Origin of the sequence: Blautia sp. 1001283B150304_161114_C9 (assembly GCF_015668165.1) — a bacterium.
GTDB classification, from domain to species: Bacteria; Bacillota; Clostridia; order Lachnospirales; family Lachnospiraceae; genus Blautia_A; species Blautia_A wexlerae.
Genome location: NZ_JADPGO010000021.1, coordinates 30572 through 49910, shown reverse-complemented (window position 1 = coordinate 49910; position 19339 = coordinate 30572). Strand labels below are relative to the sequence as shown.

Genomic DNA, 19339 nt, shown 5'->3' with positions numbered 1-19339 from the left:
TAAATATTTTTTTGGTGGTAAGATATGGATACAGATACAGACAATCAATCACACTAAATCGTACGGGAGGAATTCACTCATGAAAACACTTGAAACAAAAAAAGCACCAGCAGCAATCGGACCATATTCTCAGGCAAAAATGACAGGAAACTTCTTATTTGCATCCGGTCAGATTCCGGTAGACCCGGCTACAGGTGAAGTTGCAGGCGATAAAATCGAAACACAGGCAGAGCAGTCCTGCAAGAACGTAGGAGCAATTCTTGAAGAAGCCGGACTTACATTTGACAATGTTATCAAGACTACATGCTTCCTTGCTGATATGGCAGATTTCGCAGTATTCAACGCTGTGTATGAGAAATACTTCACAAGCAAACCGGCCCGCTCCTGCGTTGCTGTAAAACAGCTTCCGAAAAACGTACTCTGCGAAGTGGAAGCTATCGCTGTAGCTGAGTAATTCAGCCAAACCACAATATAAAATAAATATTCTAAAACAATTTCTGAATCTGATTCAGATGGGGAAAACAGCCAGGGAAAAATTCACCTGGCTGTTTTTTGTTTTCGGGCTACCTGCAATTGCTGATATTTGCTATAATAGTATAAAAGAATTCCGGCAAAATGAAAGGTAAAAGTTATGAAATCAATATCCATATATGCACTTACGAGAAATCAGAATAAAGATTCTCTGTCAAAACTGGAACGTCAGTTATCCGGCCGGGAATATTTCCTCAAAATACGGGAATGGGAACTGCAGAGTATGAAAGCACTGGTACGCCAGTTAGAATCGCATATGACTAAAGTCTGTTCCCTGCGCTTTTTCTATTCCTACCAGATTCCAAAACTCGGGAAAGAATTTGATCTTCTCCAGATCAAAGACGACCAGATCATAAATATTGAACTGAAAAGCGGAGCTGTATCTGAGGAGGCAATTCGTAAACAGCTTATGCAGAACCGTTATTACCTTTCCGTTCTCGGACGCTCCATACAGTCTTATACGTATATCAGCAGTCAGAATCGCCTTGTCAGGCTTACCAATCATGATTATATTGCAGAAGCCGACTGGACAGAGCTGTGCGGATCACTGCAAAAGGAGAGCAGTGATTATCAGGGGAATATTGACGATCTGTTTCAGGCCGAACTATATCTGATTTCCCCCATCACAGAACCGGCCCGTTTCCTGAAAAAAGAATACTTCCTGACTTCCCAGCAGCGGGATATCCAGCGCCAGATCTTAAAGAAACTCCGTATCAGCCGGTTCGAATATTTCTGTTTTACCGGACTTCCCGGAACAGGAAAAACATTGCTTCTCTATGATATCGCCATGAAACTGTCCAGGCGTCAGCAGATATGCATGATTCACTGCGGCAATGCCGGAAAAGAATGGAAAATACTGCATAAACGTTTACAACGTATTGCTTTTCTTTCGGACAATCAGTTGACCGAAAATACAGAGCTGAAACATTACAGTGCAGTTCTGGTAGACGAAGCACATTTGCTTTCTTCAAAAAAACTGCAGATTCTGTTAACGCAATCGGAGGGGGAGTTTCCTGTAATATTTTCCAGCGATTCCGAAGATGCCATATGTCCTGAAGAGTTAGGGGTAAATACATTAAAACTTATAGAAAACCTGCCGGAAATCCAGATGTTTCACTTAACCAACCGCATCCGTACCAATGCGGAACTTTCCTCATTTATCCAGAATATGCTACACCTTACAGACAGAAAAACCTTAAAACCCTATCCGCATGTTTCTGTTGTATATGCAAATAATGAAGAGGAGACTGCTGCCTTACTGGAAGATTATATACATCAGGGTTATGAATATGAGATTACTGCCGTGAGAGACATAAAACGTCTTGTTATCATATTGGACGAACGATATTACTATGATCAGAACAGATATCTGCGTTCAAAGTATCTCAATAAAGAAGGCAGTTCTGATGTCCGTAATTTATTTCACCAGCTGAATCAGGCCAAAGAGGAACTTTCTATAATTGTCAGAGAAAATACATATGTGTACGAAACATTACTCACGCTTTTACAGCCTGATACTGTCAGATAAAAACTGCAAACTATCCGACTCTCCCTTGAAATCCCCCACCATTCCGTATATAATAGGAATATTGTGGGGGATTTTCCCTGCTTAACACAATGTTGATACAATAACCTCTGAAAGGAATACTATGAGAACTCTAGCTTTAAGCGATGAAATTTTAATGAAAGTTGACAAGGCTGCCCGTTACATCGGTGGTGAAGTCAACTCTGTAATGAAAGATAAGAATGACGTAGATATCCGCTTTGCCATGTGCTTCCCGGATGTTTATGAAATCGGTATGTCCAATCTGGGCATGATGATCCTCTACAACATGTTCAATGAACGTGAGGATGTCTGGTGTGAGCGTGTCTTTTCTCCGTGGATGGATCTGGATAAAATTATGCGTGAGGAACATATTCCTCTCTTTGCCCTGGAATCCCAGGAGCCTGTAAAGGAGTTTGATTTTCTTGGTATTACCCTTGGATATGAGATGTGCTATACCAATGTGCTTCAGGTACTTGACCTGAGCCATGTTTCACTTCTGGCAAAGGATCGTAAGGAAGATGACCCTATCGTCATCGGTGGCGGTGCATGTGCATATAATCCGGAACCGATCGCAGAATTTTTTGATATGTTTTATATTGGCGAGGGTGAGACTGTCTATGATGCTTTGTTTGATGCATATAAGGCAAACAAGGCAGCAGGCGGCTCCAGAGCAGACTTCCTGTTTGCAGCTTCCCAGATTCCCGGAATTTATGTTCCCTCTTTATACAATGTAACCTACAAAGAAGACGGCACCATTGCTTCCTTTACACCTGCAAAAGAGGGCGTACCTGAGAAAGTCTGTAAACAGCTGATCACCGATGTCACTAAAGACTACCGCGCGATCAAAGCTCCTGTAGTTCCATTTATTAAAGCTACTCAGGATCGTGTTACTCTGGAAATCCAGCGTGGCTGTATCCGCGGATGTCGTTTCTGTCAGGCAGGTATGATCTACCGTCCTACCAGAGAGCGCAATGTGGAGGATTTAAAGGCAAGTGCCAGAGAAATGCTTCAGAATACAGGACATGAGGAGATTTCCTTAAGTTCTCTAAGCTCCAGTGATTATTCTGAGCTGAAGGAACTGGTAAACTTCCTGATCGAAGAATTTCATGGCAATGCTGTCAATATCTCTCTGCCATCCCTGCGTATCGATGCTTTTGCCCTGGATGTTATGAGCAAGGTACAGGATGTAAAGAAGAGCAGCCTTACTTTCGCACCGGAAGCAGGCTCCCAGCGTCTGCGTAATGTTATCAACAAAGGTCTGACTGAAGAGAATATTCTTCATGGTGCAGGTGAAGCATTCAAAGGTGGATGGAATCAGGTAAAGCTTTACTTCATGCTCGGACTTCCAACTGAAACAGAAGATGATATGAAAGGTATTGCTCATCTTGCTCAGAAAATTGCAGAGACTTATTATGAAGAAGTGCCGAAAGAAAAACGTAATGGCAAGGTTCAGGTCAATGTAAGTACCTCTTTCTTTGTACCGAAACCATTTACCCCATTCCAGTGGGCAGGTATGTACAGAGAGGAAGATTTCGTGGAGAAAGCAAAGGTCGTAAAAAGCGAGATCCGCGCACAGTTAAACCAGAGAAGTATCCGCTACAGCTGGCATGAGCCGGATGTAACGATTCTTGAAGGTTTCCTTGCAAGAGGTGACCGCCGTTGTTCAAAAGTTATCCTTAGAGCATATGAAAAAGGTGCGATCTACGATGCATGGTCAGAGAGTTTTGACTATAATATATGGAAAGAATCTTTTGCGGAAACCAACACAGATATTGATTTCTATACTCTCAGAGAACGTTCCACAGATGAGATCCTTCCATGGGATTTCATTGATGCAGGAGTGACCAAGAAGTTCCTGATCCACGAATGGGAACAGGCAAAGAAAGAAACCGTAACACCAAACTGCCGTCAGAAATGTTCCGGCTGTGGTGCTATGCGTTATGGCGGAGGTGTATGTTATGAAGGTAAGAATTAAATTCAGCAAAGAGGGTCCTGTGAAATTTGTGGGACATCTGGATACCATGCGTTATTTCCAGAAGGCTATCCGCAGAGCCAATCTTCCGGTTGCTTTTTCCGGTGGATACAGTCCGCATATGATCATGTCTTTTGCCGCACCATTAGGAGTTGGTACGGAAAGTCTGGGAGAGTACTTCGATCTGGAGCTGGCAGAGACAGTTCCTACTTCAGAGATCACAAGACGTCTGGATGCAGTGATGGTAGAAGGGGTACATGTAATCAGTACCCGTCAGGTTGAGGACGGAAAGGCGGGTAAGGCAATGTCACTGGTGGCAGCAGCCGATTATTATGTAGAATTTCGTCCGGGAAAAGAGCCTGAAATTTCCTGGAAAGATAAAATCAGTGATTTCCTGGCGCAGCCGGAGATCACAGTAATGAAAAAGACCAAACGAAGCGAAAAGGAAATTGATATTCGCCCGTTTATCTATAAGATGGAACTTCAGGGAGACAAGATCTTTATGATGCTTGCTTCCGCAAGTGCCAATTACACAAAACCGGAACTGGTAACAGATACATTCTTCTCATGGCTTGGCATAGAACTTCCGGAATTTGCTTATTCCATCAAACGTCTGGAAGTATATGCAGATAAAGGAACAGAGGAAGAACATAAATTTGTAACTCTGGAAGCACTGGGTGAAGAAGTTGAGTAAACTGATTATTACCCAAATGAATATCCGGCAGATTCCATGCTATGTATGTGCGTATGAAGAAGACGGTAAAGTAATGGAACTGCGCTTCGAACCTGTTGGGGAGAAATCTTCTCTTGGAAATATTTATGTTGGACAGATAGAGAATATAGCTGCCAATATCGGTGCTGCATTCGTACAGATTTCTGCCGGAGAGAAATGCTACCTGCAGCTTTCCGATGCTCCAAATGCGATTTATGCTTCTGTAAAAAAAGGTGACCGCCCATTAAAGGCAGGAGATGAAATCCTTGTGCAGATCAGCCGGGAAGCAATGAAGGGAAAACTACCGGCTGTAACCACGAATCTGAATTTTACAGGCAAATATCTGGTTCTTACAACCGGCGATAAGAAATTTGGTCTGTCTTCCAAACTTTCCAATGATGACAGAAGCCGTATCAGTAAGTGGATGGAAGCAGAAGTTAACCGTTCGGATAAAGAGTTTGGTATCATCGTTCGTACAAATGCAGCAGATGCATCAAAAGAAGAAATACTGAAAGAACTGGAATACCTGAAGGGCCTGTATCATAAGGCTGCTGTAGACGGAAGATCCCGTACCTGTTTCAGCTGCGTATATAGAACAGAGCCTTTTTATATCTCTGCAGTCCGCGACGCCAACAGCCGGAACCTGGAAGAGATCATAACAGATATCCCTGAGATATCCCGACAGATTTCTGACTATCTTAACAGTAACAGCCCGGAGGAAAAAGAGAAGCTGCGGTTTTATGATGATAAACTTCTCCCTCTTTACAAACTTTATCGCCTGGAAACTGTCTTAGAAGAAATCCAGCATGAGAAAGTCTGGCTGAACAGTGGTGGATTTCTGGTAATCCAGCAGACAGAAGCCTTCGTATCCATTGATGTAAACAGCGGAAAGTTTACAGGCAAAAAGAAAATGCAGGAAACTTACCGAAAAATCAATTTGGAGGCAGCAAAGGAAATTGCCAGACAGTTACGTCTCAGAAACCTGTCCGGAATTATTCTGATTGATTTTATTAATATGGAAAATCAGGATCATCAGGACGAACTGTTCCATGTCCTGCAGAAATATCTGCGCAAAGATCCGGTAAAGGCAAAAGCAGTGGACATCACTCCACTGCACATCCTGGAACTTACCAGAAAGAAAGTGCGAAAACCTGTGATTGAGGAAATCAGAGAATTATAGTTTGCCATAAAATAATTATGTAAACCAAACGAGCATCTGCAATTCTCATCGATATTTTTCCGTAACTGAATAACTGCTCTGCAGTTTGTATTTTATCACAGATCCTGACGGATACCGGATTGAAATTGTACCTGTAAAATAAAAGAAAAAAATTCAAAGAAATTGAAAAAAACTTATTGACAAATCGAATTTTGTCCGCTATTATAAATGAGATGCCGCACAGAGAGGTACAAGCACCGAAAGGTCACCATATCTGGCGAGTAAAGATTATAGGAGGTGCCACAGATGTACGCAATTATTGCAACAGGTGGTAAACAGTACAAAGTTGCTGAAGGCGACGTAATCAGAGTTGAGAAACTCGGTGTTGAAGCTGGTGAAACTGTTACTTTTGATAATGTTATTGCAGTAAGCAATGACGGATTAAAAGCTGGTGAAGATGTGAAAGATGCCAGTGTTACCGCTACTGTAGTTGAGAACGGTAAAGCAAAAAAAGTTATCGTTTACAAATACAAGAGAAAAACTGGATATCACAAGAAAAACGGTCACAGACAGCAGTACACTAAAGTAAAAATCGAAAAGATTAACGGTTAATCTGGTGTCATTATGATTACAATTACAGTTAAGAAGAGAAATGGAAATTATCTGGAATTTGTTTCGAAAGGTCACGCCGGATATGCAGAGGAAGGACAGGATATTGTCTGTGCTGCTGTTTCTGTACTGGTGATTAATACTGTAAATTCTCTTGAGACATTTACAGATGATCAGTTTGAAGTGCAGGAAGATGACGGCTATGTATCTTTTCATTTTACGGCTCCGGTTACTGAGAGGGGAACCCTTCTCATGGATTCGCTGATTCTCGGATTAACAGAAATTGAACATAGTTATAACAATCGATATTTGACAGTAAAAGTCAAGGAGGTGTAACAACATGATGAAAATGAACCTTCAGTTATTCGCACATAAAAAAGGAGTTGGTTCTACAAAGAACGGTCGTGATTCCGAATCCAAGAGATTAGGTGCGAAGAGAGCAGACGGACAGTTTGTTAAAGCTGGAAATATTCTTTACAGACAGCGCGGAACTAAGATCCATGCTGGTGAGAACGTAGGTTGCGGTAAAGATTATACTTTATTTGCACTTAAAGATGGTGTCGTAAGATTTACCAGAAAAGGACGCGATAAGAAACAGGTTTCTATCGTTCCAGTAGAAGCAGAATAATCTGGTTAAGCGAAGGCTTCAAATCTAATATGGGTTTGGAGCCTTTCTTTTATAGTAGAATTGCTATAGATTAAAAGAGTTATATGATATAAAAGAAACCATAGCAATCCTTGTAAATAATGCATATTGATCCGACTCATCAGAGCGCGAAATCCTGCTGAACGGTCTCAAATGCATTAATTTAAGAAGATTACTATTACGAAATAATCATTAGTAAAGGACAGAGGTGTGTCATATGTTTGCAGACAGAGCGAAAATCTATATCCGCTCCGGTAAAGGCGGCGACGGCCATGTAAGTTTCCGCAGAGAATTATATGTTCCGAATGGCGGCCCTGACGGCGGCGACGGCGGTCGTGGAGGAGACGTGATATTTGAGGTAGATGAAGGCCAGAACACCCTTGGCGACTACCGACACAGAAGAAAATATAAAGCAGAAGACGGACAGGAAGGCGGAAAAAAACGTTGCCATGGTGCCGATGGAAAAGATGTTGTATTAAAAGTTCCGGAAGGAACTGTTATCATGGATGCAGAATCCGGTAAAGTAATTGCTGATATGTCCGGTGAAAATAAACGCCAGATCGTATTAAGAGGCGGAAGAGGTGGCAAAGGAAACCAGCATTATGCGACTGCAACCATGCAGGTTCCGAAATATGCACAGCCAGGACAGCCTGCGCAGGAACTGGAAGTTCTTCTGGAGCTGAAAGTAATCGCAGACGTAGGTCTGGTTGGATTCCCGAATGTCGGAAAGTCCACATTCCTTTCCCGTGTTACCAACGCACAGCCGAAAATTGCCAACTATCACTTTACAACCCTGAGCCCAAATCTTGGCGTTGTAGATACTGAAAACGGTGGTTTTGTGATCGCTGATATTCCCGGTCTGATCGAAGGTGCTTCCGAAGGTGTGGGACTTGGACATGAGTTCCTCCGCCACATTGAACGTACCAGAGTCATTATCCACATTGTAGATGCAGCATCTACAGAGGGACGTGACCCAATCGATGATATTTACAAGATTAATAAAGAACTGGAAGCTTATAATCCGGAAATTGCTGCAAGACCACAGGTAATCGCAGCAAATAAAATCGACTGTATCTATACAGAAGACGGCGAAGAGAGCCCGATTGACAAACTTAAGGCAGAATTTGAGCCAAAAGGAATCCAGGTATATCCGATTTCCGCTGTCAGCGGTCAGGGTGTCAGAGAACTTTTATTCCATGTGAAAGAACTTCTTGACAGCTGCCCACAGGAACCTGTAGTATTTGAACAGGAATTCTTCCCTGAAGATATGTTGATCGGAGAAAACCTTCCATATACAGTAGAGCAGAGTCCTGAGGATCCAACAATTTTTGTTGTCGAGGGACCGAAGATTGAAAAGATGCTTGGCTACACAAATCTTGATTCCGAAAAAGGTTTTGCATTCTTCCAGAAATTCCTGAAAGAGGGAGGCATACTGGAAGAACTTGAGAAGGCAGGCATTCAGGAAGGCGATACTGTGCGTATGTACGGATTTGATTTTGATTACTATAAATAGTATAAATAGATTCAATAATGAAACAGATGTGGTAAGACGGATGATTTTGTCCGTTTGCAGAGAATAACAGAGGAAAATAAAAATGACAAGTAAACAGAGAGCTTATTTAAAAGGTCTTGCAATGACCATGGATCCAATCCTTCAGCTTGGAAAGGGTGGTCTTACTCCTGAGAACACAGCCGCAGTAGATGAGGCGCTTGCAGCCAGAGAACTGATCAAGATCAGTGTTCTTCAGAACTGCCTGGAGGATCCGCGCCAGATGGCTGAGGTTCTGGCAGAACGTACACGTTCCCAGATTGTACAGGTTATCGGCAAGAAAATTGTTTTATACCGTGAAGGCAAAAACGAAAAGAAAAAAATTGAATTACCCAGAAAATAATACGGAGTTTTTTATGGCTGACATCAAACACAGAATTGGTATTATGGGCGGTACTTTTGATCCCATCCACATGGGGCATCTGATTCTGGGAGAGAAAGCATACGAACAGTTCCGACTGGAAAAGGTACTGTTCATGCCTTCCGGAAATCCGCCTCACAAGAGAAACCGTCAGGGACGTGCCACAGATGAAGAAAGAGTTGAAATGGTCCGCAGGGCGATTACCGGAAATCCTCACTTTGAACTGTCGCTGACTGAAATGCATGAAAATGGTTATACTTACACTTATCATACACTGGAAATGCTAAAAGAGAAGAATCCGGATACTGATTATTATTTTATAATCGGCGCAGACTCCCTGTATGACTTTGATACATGGCGTGAACCGGAAAGAATCTGCAGAAACTGCATTCTGGTAACTGCTGTAAGAAATCATTCCACAATCGCAGAGCTCGAAGCAGAAATGAACCGTCTTTCGCTTAAATATAATGGCACATTTCTGACACTGAATACCACAAACCTTGATGTATCCAGCGAAATGCTCAGAAACTGGATCAGCGAAGATAAAAGTGTGCGTTACTATATTCCTGATCCGGTGATTGAGTATATCAGAGAAAACCAGATTTACAGTCTGGCCGAAAAGAAAGGATGATCTTCCGATGGCAGAGTATGATTTTATAAAAATGCAGAAAAAATTAGCAAAATATCTGGATGAGGATCGTTATGAACATACGTTGGGAGTTATGTTTACATGTGCAGCACTTGCCATGGTTCATGACTGTGATCTGATCACAGCCCAGACTGCCGGACTGCTCCATGACTGTGCAAAATGTATTCCGAACAAAAAGAAGCTGAAAATGTGCAGCCAGCATCATATTTCAGTATCTGAATTCGAACAGGAGCATCCTTTTTTACTTCATGCCAAGCTTGGAGCTTACGTAGCTAAGGCTAAGTATGATGTTACAGATGAAAATATTCTTTCTGCCATCACCTGGCATACTACCGGAAAGCCGGAGATGACACTGTTGGAAAAAATCGTCTATATTGCCGATTATATTGAACCAAAACGTGATAAAGCTCCTAATCTTGCAATTGTACGTAAACTGGCTTTTCAGGATCTTGACGAATGTATGTATAAGATTTTGGGTGATACACTGGCTTATCTGGAGGAAAATCCGAAAGATATTGATAATGCTACGAAAGATGCTTTCTTGTATTACAGGGATTTACACATGAAAAGACAGTCCTGAGTATAAATTGTCTCGACTGGCAGAGTTTTACATATAGGGGACAGCACAACAGGGAGAACAGATTACGGATATAAATATTTATTTAGAGAAGATATATGTAGCTATTCAATAGTCTGTTGATCATGAAGATATTGAACAGTTACAAAAGCAGATAGAAAGAGAGGTTGTTTCCATGAACAGAGAACTTGAAATGGCAAAACTTGCCTGCCGCGCACTTGATGAGAAAAAAGGAAAAGATATTAAGGTAATAGATATCCATGAAGTATCTGTAATTGCCGATTATTTTGTAATTGCAAGTGCTTCCAACCAGAATCAGGTTCAGGCTATGGTTGACAATGTAGATGAAACACTTGGCAGAGCCGGATTTGAAGCAAAACAGATTGAGGGAACCAGAAACTCCAGCTGGGTTCTTATGGATTACGGCGATATGATCGTCCACGTATTTGACGAAGAGAATCGTCTTTTCTATGACCTCGAAAGAATCTGGAGAGATGGTAAGGTTCTTGACGTTAATGAATTTCTTGAGAAATAAGTAGAAAAAATTGTTACTGTTCACTCTGTTCACAGCAACACGCTTGCGATGCACAGACTTTATGCTAATCGCATAAAGTCGCGCGGTATGTCTCGGGTTTTCTGTGACCTTCGTTCACAAAAAACACCTCGCGGGATATTACCAGTGAACAGTAACGGAAAATTTACAGTTATTCGGTGTAGAACTGCGTAGCGAGGCGGATGATTTTATCCGCCTGACTTTGTGAAATTTGCAAAATAAAATACAGAGGAAATCAGATATCATCATCAAGAGATACCTGATTTCCTCTGTTGTTTTTTTGAATTGATATAGTATAATTTGCAGTGTATGGGGACTTGCTTGATTTGGTGTAGAGCTGCGTAGCGAAGCGGATTGCGAATATCTGCCTGACTATTCACGTATCAGTTATATTACTCATACAAACGGAACACACCAAATACTTTGCCAAGGATCTGAAGACCTTCATGTACAAGGATTGGCTCCATTGTATCATTTTCAGGCTGGAGACGATAGTATCCTTTTTCTTTATGGAAAGTCTTAACTGTAGCACCGTCATCGATCAGCGCAACAACAATATCTCCATCCTCTGCTGTGGACTGCTGTTTTACCAGAACCTGATCTCCGTCAAAAATTCCGGCGTTTATCATACTTTCCCCTTTTACTTTCAACAGAAAGCTCTGTGAATTAGGCATAAACTCTGCAGGGATAGGGAAATAGCCTTCAACATTCTCAACTGCCAGAAGTGGCTGTCCGGCTGCCACAGTTCCTATGATGGGAACATTCACAACCTCTCTGCGGACCAGATTAAAATTGTCATCAATAATCTCAATCGCACGTGGTTTCGTTGCATCTCTGCGGATATATCCATTTTTCTCCAGTGCTTCCAGATGTGAATGAACGGAAGAAGTAGATTTCAGGTTGACTGCCTCGCAGATTTCACGAACTGCCGGCGGAAATCCCCGGTTCAAAATCTCATTCTTTATGTAATCAAGAATCTCCTGCTGCTTTGGCGTGATTCTTCCATATGGCATAATTATACCCTCCTTTTTAAGTTATTTTTTGTTCGTACACTCTTCATAACCATTCAGCAGTCTGCTATTCTATGAGATACTGAACAGTTTCTGATTTTTTTTATCATATCATAATTCCTGACAAAAAGCAAACTTATATTCTGAAAATGTGTTCTTACTTATGTGCTCCCGTTACTGTTTACTCCATTCTCAGTAATGGGATTATTGGTTACAATTAACACACCACTATCCCGCGAGGTGTTTTGGCATGAATATGCCAAAATCTCGAGACATATAATCCAAAATTCCATTGCCGCAGGCAATCTGGAATGAATTTTGGCTACGTTACTGTGAACGGAGTGAACAGTAACGATTATTGTGAATTCTTTATGAATAAACTTGTTTTTAAATGTGCAAAGTGTTACAATATTTTGGAAAATAGTGTAACTATTCAGCAGTCACTGTGAAATCGCTGAACAGTTATAGAATGATTATGAACTGCACAAAAAGGAGACATCCCATTGTCTGATAATAAATCAAAAAAAATGCCGGGAATCCTGGCAAGGCTTCGCATGGTCGTGGGGCTGAATATCGGAACGATCATGTTTGGCATCTTATTCATATATATGGCATTCAGTGCCATATTATATTTTACAACTAGTCATATTGAGTCCTATCAGGTTACATCAGGACCTTTATCCCGCAACGAAACATATACCGGTCTTGCCATACGTGAAGAAAGTTTATGCAAGGCAGATTCATCAGGCTATATTACTTATTATGCAAGGGAGGGCAGTAAGATCAATGCTTCCGGAGCGGTGTACGGACTTAGTGATACAAAAACAGCTTCTGCTCCGGCATCTCTTGCCCCGGAAGAACTTTCAAAGGTACGGACTGATATGATGAGTTTTTCCAAAGGATTCAGTTCAAGTAAATTTAACAGCACCTACAGCTTTAAATATGAACTGAAGGGAAATATCCTTCAATATGCAGAGTCTGGCAATACCTCATCTGCTCCTCTTACTTCAGATGAGGACGGTGAAGGAAATGACAGTGGTGACAATGACAAAACAGCAGATATTTATCCCGGAAATCAAACTATCTGCCAGTCCCAATCTGATGGTATCGTTTTATATTCCATGGATAATTATGAAGGAAAAACAGTAGATGCTGTAAAGGCAGAAGATTTCGATCAGAATTCTTACCATGAAACAGATTTGAAAACTTCCGACAAGGTAAAAGCAGGAGATGATATTTATACCATTATCACAGATGAACGCTGGAGCCTTCTGATTCCTTTGAGCGACAGACAGGTTGAAAAACTGAAAGACCGTTCTACTATACGTGTCAAATTTTTAAAAGACGATATGACACAAAACGGAGATTTTTCCATTATTACCATAGATGGTGACAAATATGGACAGATTGATTTCAATAAAGGTCTGATTCGTTATGCATCTGACCGTTTTTTGGACATTGAACTTGTAACCAACACAGTTGTAGGTCTGAAAATCCCTCTTACCTCTATTGTAACCAAGGATTTTTATGTGATTCCATCCAGAATGGCCACTACACAGGATAATCAGACAGGTTTTACCCTTTATGAGGGGAAAAATAAAACAACATTTAAAAATGTGAGCATTTACGCAAGCATTGATGATTCATCTGTCTCCAAATTGGCAGTGGACGAAGCAGAACAACCTCAGATTTATTATGTTGACAAGAGTTCATTTAAGGAAGGGGATGCCCTGATCAATACGGATACCGGTGAAAAATATGTGATCGGAGAGACAGATACCCTGGAGGGAGTATACTGTATTAATAAAGGCTATGCGGTTTTTCGCCGTATTGAAATACTTGATGAGAACGAAGAATATGCTATTGTATCTAAAAACACCACCTACGGTCTTTCCAGATATGATCACATTGTTCGAAACGCTGATAAAGTAAAGGAAGAAGACATTTTATACTAATTAAGGAGGCTTAATATGTTAGCTGATAAACTAAACCTTGTGAAAAAGAATATTGAAGAGGCCTGCGATACTGCAGGGCGTTCTCCCCAAGAGGTAACTCTTATTGCGGTCAGTAAGACCAAACCGGTGGAAATGCTGAAAGAAGCATATGATGCGGGTGCAAGAGTGTTTGGGGAGAATAAGGTTCAGGAGATCGTAGATAAATACGATCAGATGCCATCAGATGTACAGTGGCACATGATCGGACATTTACAGAGAAATAAAGTGAAATATATTATTGATAAAGTATCTATGGTACACTCTGTAGATTCTGTCCGCCTGGCAGAGGCCATCGAAAAAGAGGCAGCAAAAAAAGATATCTGCATGCCGGTTCTGATCGAAGTAAATGTAGCAGGAGAGGAAAGCAAGTTTGGCCTTTCAGTCGAAGAGGTATTACCATTTCTGGAAGAAATTTCTTCTTATGAGCATCTTCAGGTAAAAGGACTTATGACAATTGCACCATTTGTAGCAAATCCTGAAGAAAACAGAGAAGTTTTTCAAAAATTAAAGAAATTAAGTGTTGACATTGCGGCCAAAAACATTAATAATGTTAATATGAGCGTCCTGAGTATGGGAATGACAAATGATTATCAGGTCGCAGTTGAGGAAGGGGCCACTATGGTGCGCGTGGGAACGGGTATCTTTGGCGAAAGAGATTACTCAATAAAAGAAGATTAAAATAAGATTGGAGATTAAAATGGGCGTTTTAGATAAATTTTTAGATGCCATCAAATTAAACGATGATTACGATGATGATGGATTCTTAGATGATGATCTGTTAGATGAGGAAGAAGATGATGACTTTCTCGATGACGATTTCGATGAGAAACCAAAGAAGAAATTTTTTGATAAATTCTCTAAGAAAAAAGAATCCGACGATAATGATGACTTCGATGATGTAGAAGAGAAAGCAGTAAAGACAGCTCCTAAACAGGCATCTGCTCCAAAACAGACCGCTTCGGCTCCGTCTAAGGTTACGGTTAAACAGGAACGCGCCGAACGCCAGACACGTCCTGCAGCATCTTCCAAGATTACTCCAATGAGAAGCAGCCGCAAATCAAATCAGGGCCCAAATATGGAAGTCTGTGTGATCAAACCTTCTTCTATGGAAGATACGCGTGAGATTGCTGACACTTTAGTAGATAATTCTACTGTTATTTTGAATCTGGAGGGAATTGATGTGGAACTGGCACAGAGGATCATCGATTTCACGTCCGGTGCATGCTATTCTTTAGGCGGCAGCCTTCAGAAAGTATCCAGCTATATCTTTGTACTTGGACCGTACAATGTAGATATTACCGGTGACCTTCAGAATATTCTGGGAGGCTCTGCTCCGTCTGTAAGAGCAGGATATTGATTCAGGATGGAAAAAGACGAATTTTTTCTTAAGAGAATCCGGGAATTGGCAAATCTCTCCTGGCAGAGAGATATCGTTACATTTTCGGATTTTCTTAATTTAAATGAACAGAATATAGTCAGTAGCCTGAAACATCAGTTTCCCCAGATTGTTATGGAGACGTCCGGAGGCTATGAGAATGCGGAGCGTCAGATGGTTGCATTTCATCCTGATGCTCTTGCTTTTACATGGGAATATCCCATCGACTGTCTGAGGATTGAACCAAGGGCTCTTAAATTCTCTGAAGAGCTTTCTCATCGTGATTATCTTGGTGCACTTCTCAATCTTGGAGTAGACAGAAGTGTGATCGGTGATATTGTTGTTCAGAAAAAAGCTGCCTGGTTTTTCTGCCAGAACAAAATGACGGAATTCTTTCTTGAAAATCTGTGCCGGGTCCGTCATACCAATATTCTGATCACAAAAGTGGAGGATTCTGATGAATTTCCACGCCCTGCCCTTGAATCTGTCAGCGGTACCTGCGCTTCGGTACGTCTGGATTCATTGATCTCGCTTGCTTTTAAGACATCCAGAAGCAGTATGGTATCTTATATTGAAGGCGGGCAGGTTTTTGTCAACGGAAAACTGATCACCAGCAACGGATATGAGCCGAAAGATGGTGACATTATATCTGTACGTGGGAAAGGACGGTTCATTTTTGACGGTGTTTCTCACCAGACAAAAAAAGGACGCTGCAGTGTGCGTATTATGCGCTATGTATAAATTTTGTAATAAAAGGAGAACAGGAAAATGGCAGAACAGAAGTTACTTGTAAAACGGGAAGGAGATTTCCATTATCCTATTTATTTTAAAAATGACTTTCAGGATCTTGCCGGTGCGATCAGAGAAGAAGGACTTGAAAACCGGAAAATCTGTATTGTGACAGACAGTCATGTTGCACCTCTTTATCATGAGGCAGTTAAATCAGCTCTTCAGAAAATTTCCTCTGAAATATTCTCTTTTGTATTTGAAGCTGGTGAAAAGAACAAAAACCTGAATACAGTACAGGAATTATATAAAACTTTGATTGAGAATGAAATGGACAGAAAAGGTCTGCTGGTTGCGCTGGGCGGCGGTGTTGTAGGTGATCTGACTGGTTTCGGAGCTTCCACTTACCTGAGAGGGATTGATTTTATTCAGGTTCCTACTACGCTTCTGGCACAGGTTGACAGCAGCGTAGGAGGTAAAACAGGTGTTGACTTCCTTCAGTACAAAAACATGGTAGGAGCTTTCCATCAGCCCCGCCTTGTATATATGAATATGAGTACCCTGCAGTCTCTTCCGAATCGGGAATTCACCTGTGGAATGGGTGAAATTCTTAAGACAGGACTGATCTGCGATGAAGAGTTCTTCCGTTTTGTATGTAAGAATCAGCCTGAGATCAGTAAATTGGATCTGAGTATGCTTTCCAGAATGATCCGCAGATGCTGCGAGATCAAGGCAGGTGTGGTAGAGCGTGATCCGAAGGAGCAGGGAGAACGTGCACTTTTAAATCTTGGTCACACAGTCGGACATGCAGTCGAAAAAATGAAAAACTTTCAGCTGCTTCATGGACAGTGTGTTGGAGTCGGTCTGATCGCTGCCGCTTATCTTTCCATGCAGAGAGGATTATTAACAGAAGAAGAATACGAAGAGATCAGAAAAGGGTGCCATTCTTATAATCTTCCTCTTTCTGTTGATTCACTGAATGCCGGGGATGTCCTGGCAGCAACAAAAAAAGACAAAAAAATGGAAGCCGGTCATATTAAATTTATCCTTATGGACGGGATCGGTAAAAGTTTTATAGACAAAACTGTCACAGATGAAGAACTGCTCCAGGCAATCCGGGAGATTCTGATATGACAGCTGTTTCCTCCGTATCTTCATGTATGCACTGGATTAGAGGCTGTATTATTATCCTTTTGCTGACAATCCTGGATCAGGGAAGTAAATCTCTTGTTCTGGCACAACTGAAAGATCAGCCTGATATCTCTCTCATTCCAGGAGTTCTTCAATTACGGTATCTCGAAAATCGTGGAATGGCCTTTGGATTGTTTGAAGGTAAAATTCCGGTGTTTGTGATTTTGTGCCTTTTGTTTTTTGGTGTATTTATCTATGTATATGCCAGAATCCCGAAAAACAGATATTATCTGCCGCTGTCAGTAACTGCACTGGTAATGGTTTCCGGTGCTCTTGGAAATTTTATTGACAGAGTATGCAGAGGCTATGTTGTGGATTTTATCTATTTTTCACTGATTGATTTTCCGGTATTTAATATAGCTGATATGTATGTGGTATGCAGTGGCATATTACTTGTTATGCTGGTGTGTTTCAGATACAAAAATGATGAAGATTATGACTTCTTAAGAATAAAAAAGGATTAGTATTATGGAAATTCTTAATTATCAGGTTTCTGACGGTCAGTCCGGTATCCGGATTGACCGCTATCTTTCTGAAATGAACGAAGAACTGTCACGTTCTTATATTCAAAAGCTGCTTAAAGAGCAGAAAATAACCGTCAATGGTTCTGCTGTAAAAGCCAACTACAAAGTTCAGGAAGGAGATGAAATCTCCGTAGCAGTTCCTGACATAAAAGAGCCGGATATACTTCCGGAAGATATCCCTCTGGATATTCTTTATGAAGATGATGATGTACTTATTGTAAATAAACCAAAGGGGATGGTGGTTCATCCCAGTGCCGGACATACTTCCGGAACATTGGTAAATGCTATTATGTTTCACTGTAAGGACAATCTGTCGGGGATCAATGGTGTTCTGCGTCCTGGTATTGTCCACAGAATCGATAAGGATACCACAGGTGCACTTCTTGTATGCAAGAATGATAATGCACACCGCAACCTGGCAGAACAGTTAAAAGAGCATTCTATCAGGCGCAGATACCGGGCAATCGTAGCAGGAGTACTGAAAGAAGACGAAGGGACGGTCGAAGGTCCCATCGGGCGCCATCCGATTGACCGCAAAAAGATGGCTGTCAACTATAAAAACGGCAAGGATGCTGTCACACATTATAAAGTTCTGGAACGTTTCAAAAATGCCACTTATGTGGAATGCCGTCTGGAAACAGGCAGAACGCATCAGATTCGTGTGCATATGACAAGTATCGGTCATCCACTTCTGGGTGATGAAGTGTACGGTTCCGGTAAGAATCCTTATCATCTGCAGGGACAGACGCTTCATGCAATGATTCTTGGCTTTGTTCATCCATCAACGGGCGAATATATGGAGTTTACAGCTCCTTTACCTGAATATTTCGTTAAATTATTAGAAAAATTACGAAAGTAGTTTGCATTTTTTTGGAAATATTGTATAATATGTCTATCGAATATGTAACAGAAGGGAGTGCAGACTATGAATAGTACGAGTTCAATTATTACAATTGGTCGTGAGTACGGCAGTGGAGGAAGACAGATAGGTCAGGAAGTTGCCAAATATTTTGGTATTAAATGTTATGATAAAGAACTTCTCGAACATGCAGCAAATGAAAGCGGTATCTGCAAAGAACTTTTTGAGAATCATGATGAAAGACCAACTAACAGCTTTTTATATTCTCTGGTTATGGATACCTACTCATTTGGTTATTCTTCTTCAGGATTTACAGATATGCCTATGAACCACAAAGTATTTCTTGCACAGTTTGACGCAATCAAGAAACTGGCCTCCGAAGGTCCATGCGTTATGGTCGGAAGATGTGCAGATTATGCGTTGTCAGAGTATAAAGACTGTTTCAGTGTATTTGTACATGCAGATACAGACTGGAGGATTAACCGTCTTTCACAGAAACATAATAAAACTGCAAAAGAAGCAAAAGACATGATCAATAAGACAGACAAGAGCCGTTCCAGTTACTATAATTACTACACTAATAAGAAATGGGGTGCTGCTTCAAGCTACAATCTCTGCGTAGACAGCAGCAAACTTGGAATTGATGGTGCAGCAAAAGCAATCATTCAGGCAATTGAGATTTTTGATTCAATAAAAAATAAATAGGATTATATTTTTACAGATACTTTACCACATCCTTGGTAAAGTATCTGTTTTTTGGATGAATTTATAACAGTCTTTTCAATTCATTCCAGAT

General features: G+C 41.1%; 22 protein-coding genes. 21 read left to right on the top strand and 1 reads right to left on the bottom strand.

The window, feature by feature from the left end:
* Positions 1 to 79: 79 nt before the first annotated feature.
* The 13 genes from I4V44_RS11605 to rsfS all read left to right on the top strand — a co-directional run bounded on the left by I4V44_RS11605 (position 80) and on the right by rsfS (position 10846).
* Positions 80 to 454 carry a RidA family protein gene (locus I4V44_RS11605; RefSeq protein ID WP_196002739.1) on the top strand — a complete coding sequence of 125 codons (375 nt, stop codon included), beginning with the start codon at positions 80 to 82 and terminating at the stop codon, positions 452 to 454.
* Positions 455 to 631: 177 nt separating this feature from the next.
* Positions 632 to 2059: a DNA/RNA helicase domain-containing protein gene (locus I4V44_RS11600; protein WP_196002738.1), complete on the top strand. Its 1428-nt coding sequence runs from the start codon at positions 632 to 634 to the stop codon at positions 2057 to 2059.
* Positions 2060 to 2180: 121 nt separating this feature from the next.
* Positions 2181 to 4052, top strand: coding sequence for a TIGR03960 family B12-binding radical SAM protein (locus I4V44_RS11595; protein WP_022381236.1), 1872 nt, complete (start codon positions 2181 to 2183; stop codon positions 4050 to 4052).
* The gene (locus I4V44_RS11590; RefSeq protein WP_025578444.1) at positions 4036 to 4743 is read left to right on the top strand and encodes a TIGR03936 family radical SAM-associated protein; all 708 of its coding nucleotides are present in this window, start codon (positions 4036 to 4038) and stop codon (positions 4741 to 4743) included. Before I4V44_RS11595 ends, I4V44_RS11590 begins: the two co-directional genes overlap by 17 nt.
* Positions 4727 to 5941 carry a ribonuclease E/G gene (locus I4V44_RS11585; RefSeq protein ID WP_022381237.1) on the top strand — a complete coding sequence of 405 codons (1215 nt, stop codon included), beginning with the start codon at positions 4727 to 4729 and terminating at the stop codon, positions 5939 to 5941. The genes I4V44_RS11590 and I4V44_RS11585 overlap by 17 nt, the downstream gene beginning before the upstream one ends.
* A gap of 285 nt (positions 5942 to 6226) precedes the next feature.
* Positions 6227 to 6532, top strand: coding sequence for a 50S ribosomal protein L21 (gene rplU / locus I4V44_RS11580; protein ID WP_020993901.1), 306 nt, complete (start codon positions 6227 to 6229; stop codon positions 6530 to 6532).
* Positions 6533 to 6544: 12 nt separating this feature from the next.
* Complete coding sequence (locus tag I4V44_RS11575) at positions 6545 to 6865, top strand: ribosomal-processing cysteine protease Prp (RefSeq protein ID WP_008703122.1); 321 nt, start codon at positions 6545 to 6547, stop codon at positions 6863 to 6865.
* A gap of 4 nt (positions 6866 to 6869) precedes the next feature.
* Positions 6870 to 7157, top strand: coding sequence for a 50S ribosomal protein L27 (gene rpmA / locus I4V44_RS11570; RefSeq protein WP_008703124.1), 288 nt, complete (start codon positions 6870 to 6872; stop codon positions 7155 to 7157).
* Positions 7158 to 7392: 235 nt separating this feature from the next.
* Positions 7393 to 8688 (top strand): GTPase ObgE, encoded by a 1296-nt coding sequence (obgE, locus tag I4V44_RS11565; RefSeq protein ID WP_020993902.1) that lies wholly within the window; start codon positions 7393 to 7395, stop codon positions 8686 to 8688.
* 82 nt (positions 8689 to 8770) lie between these two features.
* Positions 8771 to 9067: a ribosome assembly RNA-binding protein YhbY gene (gene yhbY / locus I4V44_RS11560; protein ID WP_008703127.1), complete on the top strand. Its 297-nt coding sequence runs from the start codon at positions 8771 to 8773 to the stop codon at positions 9065 to 9067.
* Between the two features lie 13 nt (positions 9068 to 9080).
* Positions 9081 to 9716, top strand: a complete 636-nt coding sequence (gene nadD, locus I4V44_RS11555; protein WP_025578441.1) for a nicotinate-nucleotide adenylyltransferase — start codon at positions 9081 to 9083, stop codon at positions 9714 to 9716.
* A gap of 7 nt (positions 9717 to 9723) precedes the next feature.
* Positions 9724 to 10314 carry a bis(5'-nucleosyl)-tetraphosphatase (symmetrical) YqeK gene (yqeK, locus tag I4V44_RS11550; RefSeq protein ID WP_020993903.1) on the top strand — a complete coding sequence of 197 codons (591 nt, stop codon included), beginning with the start codon at positions 9724 to 9726 and terminating at the stop codon, positions 10312 to 10314.
* A 172-nt stretch (positions 10315 to 10486) separates the two neighbouring features.
* On the top strand, positions 10487 to 10846 hold the full coding sequence (gene rsfS / locus I4V44_RS11545) for a ribosome silencing factor (RefSeq protein ID WP_008703130.1): 360 nt from the start codon (positions 10487 to 10489) through the stop codon (positions 10844 to 10846).
* Positions 10847 to 11256: 410 nt separating this feature from the next.
* On the opposite strand, the gene lexA is transcribed toward rsfS, so the two are convergent.
* Positions 11257 to 11877 carry a transcriptional repressor LexA gene (gene lexA / locus I4V44_RS11540; protein ID WP_196002737.1) on the bottom strand — a complete coding sequence of 207 codons (621 nt, stop codon included), beginning with the start codon at positions 11875 to 11877 and terminating at the stop codon, positions 11257 to 11259.
* A 500-nt stretch (positions 11878 to 12377) separates the two neighbouring features.
* Between lexA and I4V44_RS11535 the strand changes: the two genes are divergently transcribed.
* From I4V44_RS11535 to I4V44_RS11500, 8 genes are all read left to right on the top strand, one after another.
* A complete protein-coding gene (locus tag I4V44_RS11535) occupies positions 12378 to 13829 on the top strand; it encodes an HlyD family efflux transporter periplasmic adaptor subunit (RefSeq protein ID WP_243280269.1) in 1452 nt (483 codons plus the stop codon).
* Positions 13830 to 13844: 15 nt separating this feature from the next.
* Positions 13845 to 14546 carry a YggS family pyridoxal phosphate-dependent enzyme gene (locus tag I4V44_RS11530; RefSeq protein ID WP_026648676.1) on the top strand — a complete coding sequence of 234 codons (702 nt, stop codon included), beginning with the start codon at positions 13845 to 13847 and terminating at the stop codon, positions 14544 to 14546.
* A gap of 19 nt (positions 14547 to 14565) precedes the next feature.
* Complete coding sequence (locus I4V44_RS11525; protein ID WP_008703136.1) at positions 14566 to 15225, top strand: cell division protein SepF; 660 nt, start codon at positions 14566 to 14568, stop codon at positions 15223 to 15225.
* Between the two features lie 6 nt (positions 15226 to 15231).
* Positions 15232 to 15984, top strand: coding sequence for a YlmH family RNA-binding protein (locus tag I4V44_RS11520; RefSeq protein WP_118759427.1), 753 nt, complete (start codon positions 15232 to 15234; stop codon positions 15982 to 15984).
* Between the two features lie 27 nt (positions 15985 to 16011).
* Complete coding sequence (gene aroB, locus I4V44_RS11515; protein ID WP_119250872.1) at positions 16012 to 17103, top strand: 3-dehydroquinate synthase; 1092 nt, start codon at positions 16012 to 16014, stop codon at positions 17101 to 17103.
* The gene (gene lspA, locus I4V44_RS11510; RefSeq protein ID WP_025578432.1) at positions 17100 to 17624 is read left to right on the top strand and encodes a signal peptidase II; all 525 of its coding nucleotides are present in this window, start codon (positions 17100 to 17102) and stop codon (positions 17622 to 17624) included. Before aroB ends, lspA begins: the two co-directional genes overlap by 4 nt.
* A gap of 4 nt (positions 17625 to 17628) precedes the next feature.
* Positions 17629 to 18543 carry an RluA family pseudouridine synthase gene (locus I4V44_RS11505; RefSeq protein ID WP_196002736.1) on the top strand — a complete coding sequence of 305 codons (915 nt, stop codon included), beginning with the start codon at positions 17629 to 17631 and terminating at the stop codon, positions 18541 to 18543.
* A 66-nt stretch (positions 18544 to 18609) separates the two neighbouring features.
* A complete protein-coding gene (locus I4V44_RS11500) occupies positions 18610 to 19248 on the top strand; it encodes a cytidylate kinase-like family protein (RefSeq protein WP_020993906.1) in 639 nt (212 codons plus the stop codon).
* The last annotated feature ends 91 nt before the right edge of the window (positions 19249 to 19339 follow it).

Bases quoted from the DNA above. Each gene is read 5' to 3' on its own strand.
- I4V44_RS11600 (WP_196002738.1), top strand. From the start codon at position 632: ATGAAATCAATATCCATATATGCACTTACGAGAAATCAGAATAAAGAT.
- rpmA (WP_008703124.1), top strand. From the start codon at position 6,870: ATGATGAAAATGAACCTTCAGTTATTCGCACATAAAAAAGGAGTTGGT.
- I4V44_RS11575 (WP_008703122.1), top strand. From the start codon at position 6,545: ATGATTACAATTACAGTTAAGAAGAGAAATGGAAATTATCTGGAATTT.
- lspA (WP_025578432.1), top strand. From the start codon at position 17,100: ATGACAGCTGTTTCCTCCGTATCTTCATGTATGCACTGGATTAGAGGC.
- aroB (WP_119250872.1), top strand. From the start codon at position 16,012: ATGGCAGAACAGAAGTTACTTGTAAAACGGGAAGGAGATTTCCATTAT.
- I4V44_RS11590 (WP_025578444.1), top strand. From the start codon at position 4,036: ATGAAGGTAAGAATTAAATTCAGCAAAGAGGGTCCTGTGAAATTTGTG.
- I4V44_RS11520 (WP_118759427.1), top strand. From the start codon at position 15,232: ATGGAAAAAGACGAATTTTTTCTTAAGAGAATCCGGGAATTGGCAAAT.
- I4V44_RS11505 (WP_196002736.1), top strand. From the start codon at position 17,629: ATGGAAATTCTTAATTATCAGGTTTCTGACGGTCAGTCCGGTATCCGG.
- nadD (WP_025578441.1), top strand. From the start codon at position 9,081: ATGGCTGACATCAAACACAGAATTGGTATTATGGGCGGTACTTTTGAT.
- rplU (WP_020993901.1), top strand. From the start codon at position 6,227: ATGTACGCAATTATTGCAACAGGTGGTAAACAGTACAAAGTTGCTGAA.
- obgE (WP_020993902.1), top strand. From the start codon at position 7,393: ATGTTTGCAGACAGAGCGAAAATCTATATCCGCTCCGGTAAAGGCGGC.
- rsfS (WP_008703130.1), top strand. From the start codon at position 10,487: ATGAACAGAGAACTTGAAATGGCAAAACTTGCCTGCCGCGCACTTGAT.
- yhbY (WP_008703127.1), top strand. From the start codon at position 8,771: ATGACAAGTAAACAGAGAGCTTATTTAAAAGGTCTTGCAATGACCATG.
- I4V44_RS11595 (WP_022381236.1), top strand. From the start codon at position 2,181: ATGAGAACTCTAGCTTTAAGCGATGAAATTTTAATGAAAGTTGACAAG.
- I4V44_RS11500 (WP_020993906.1), top strand. From the start codon at position 18,610: ATGAATAGTACGAGTTCAATTATTACAATTGGTCGTGAGTACGGCAGT.
- lexA (WP_196002737.1), bottom strand. From the start codon at position 11,877: ATGCCATATGGAAGAATCACGCCAAAGCAGCAGGAGATTCTTGATTAC.
- yqeK (WP_020993903.1), top strand. From the start codon at position 9,724: ATGGCAGAGTATGATTTTATAAAAATGCAGAAAAAATTAGCAAAATAT.
- I4V44_RS11525 (WP_008703136.1), top strand. From the start codon at position 14,566: ATGGGCGTTTTAGATAAATTTTTAGATGCCATCAAATTAAACGATGAT.
- I4V44_RS11530 (WP_026648676.1), top strand. From the start codon at position 13,845: ATGTTAGCTGATAAACTAAACCTTGTGAAAAAGAATATTGAAGAGGCC.
- I4V44_RS11605 (WP_196002739.1), top strand. From the start codon at position 80: ATGAAAACACTTGAAACAAAAAAAGCACCAGCAGCAATCGGACCATAT.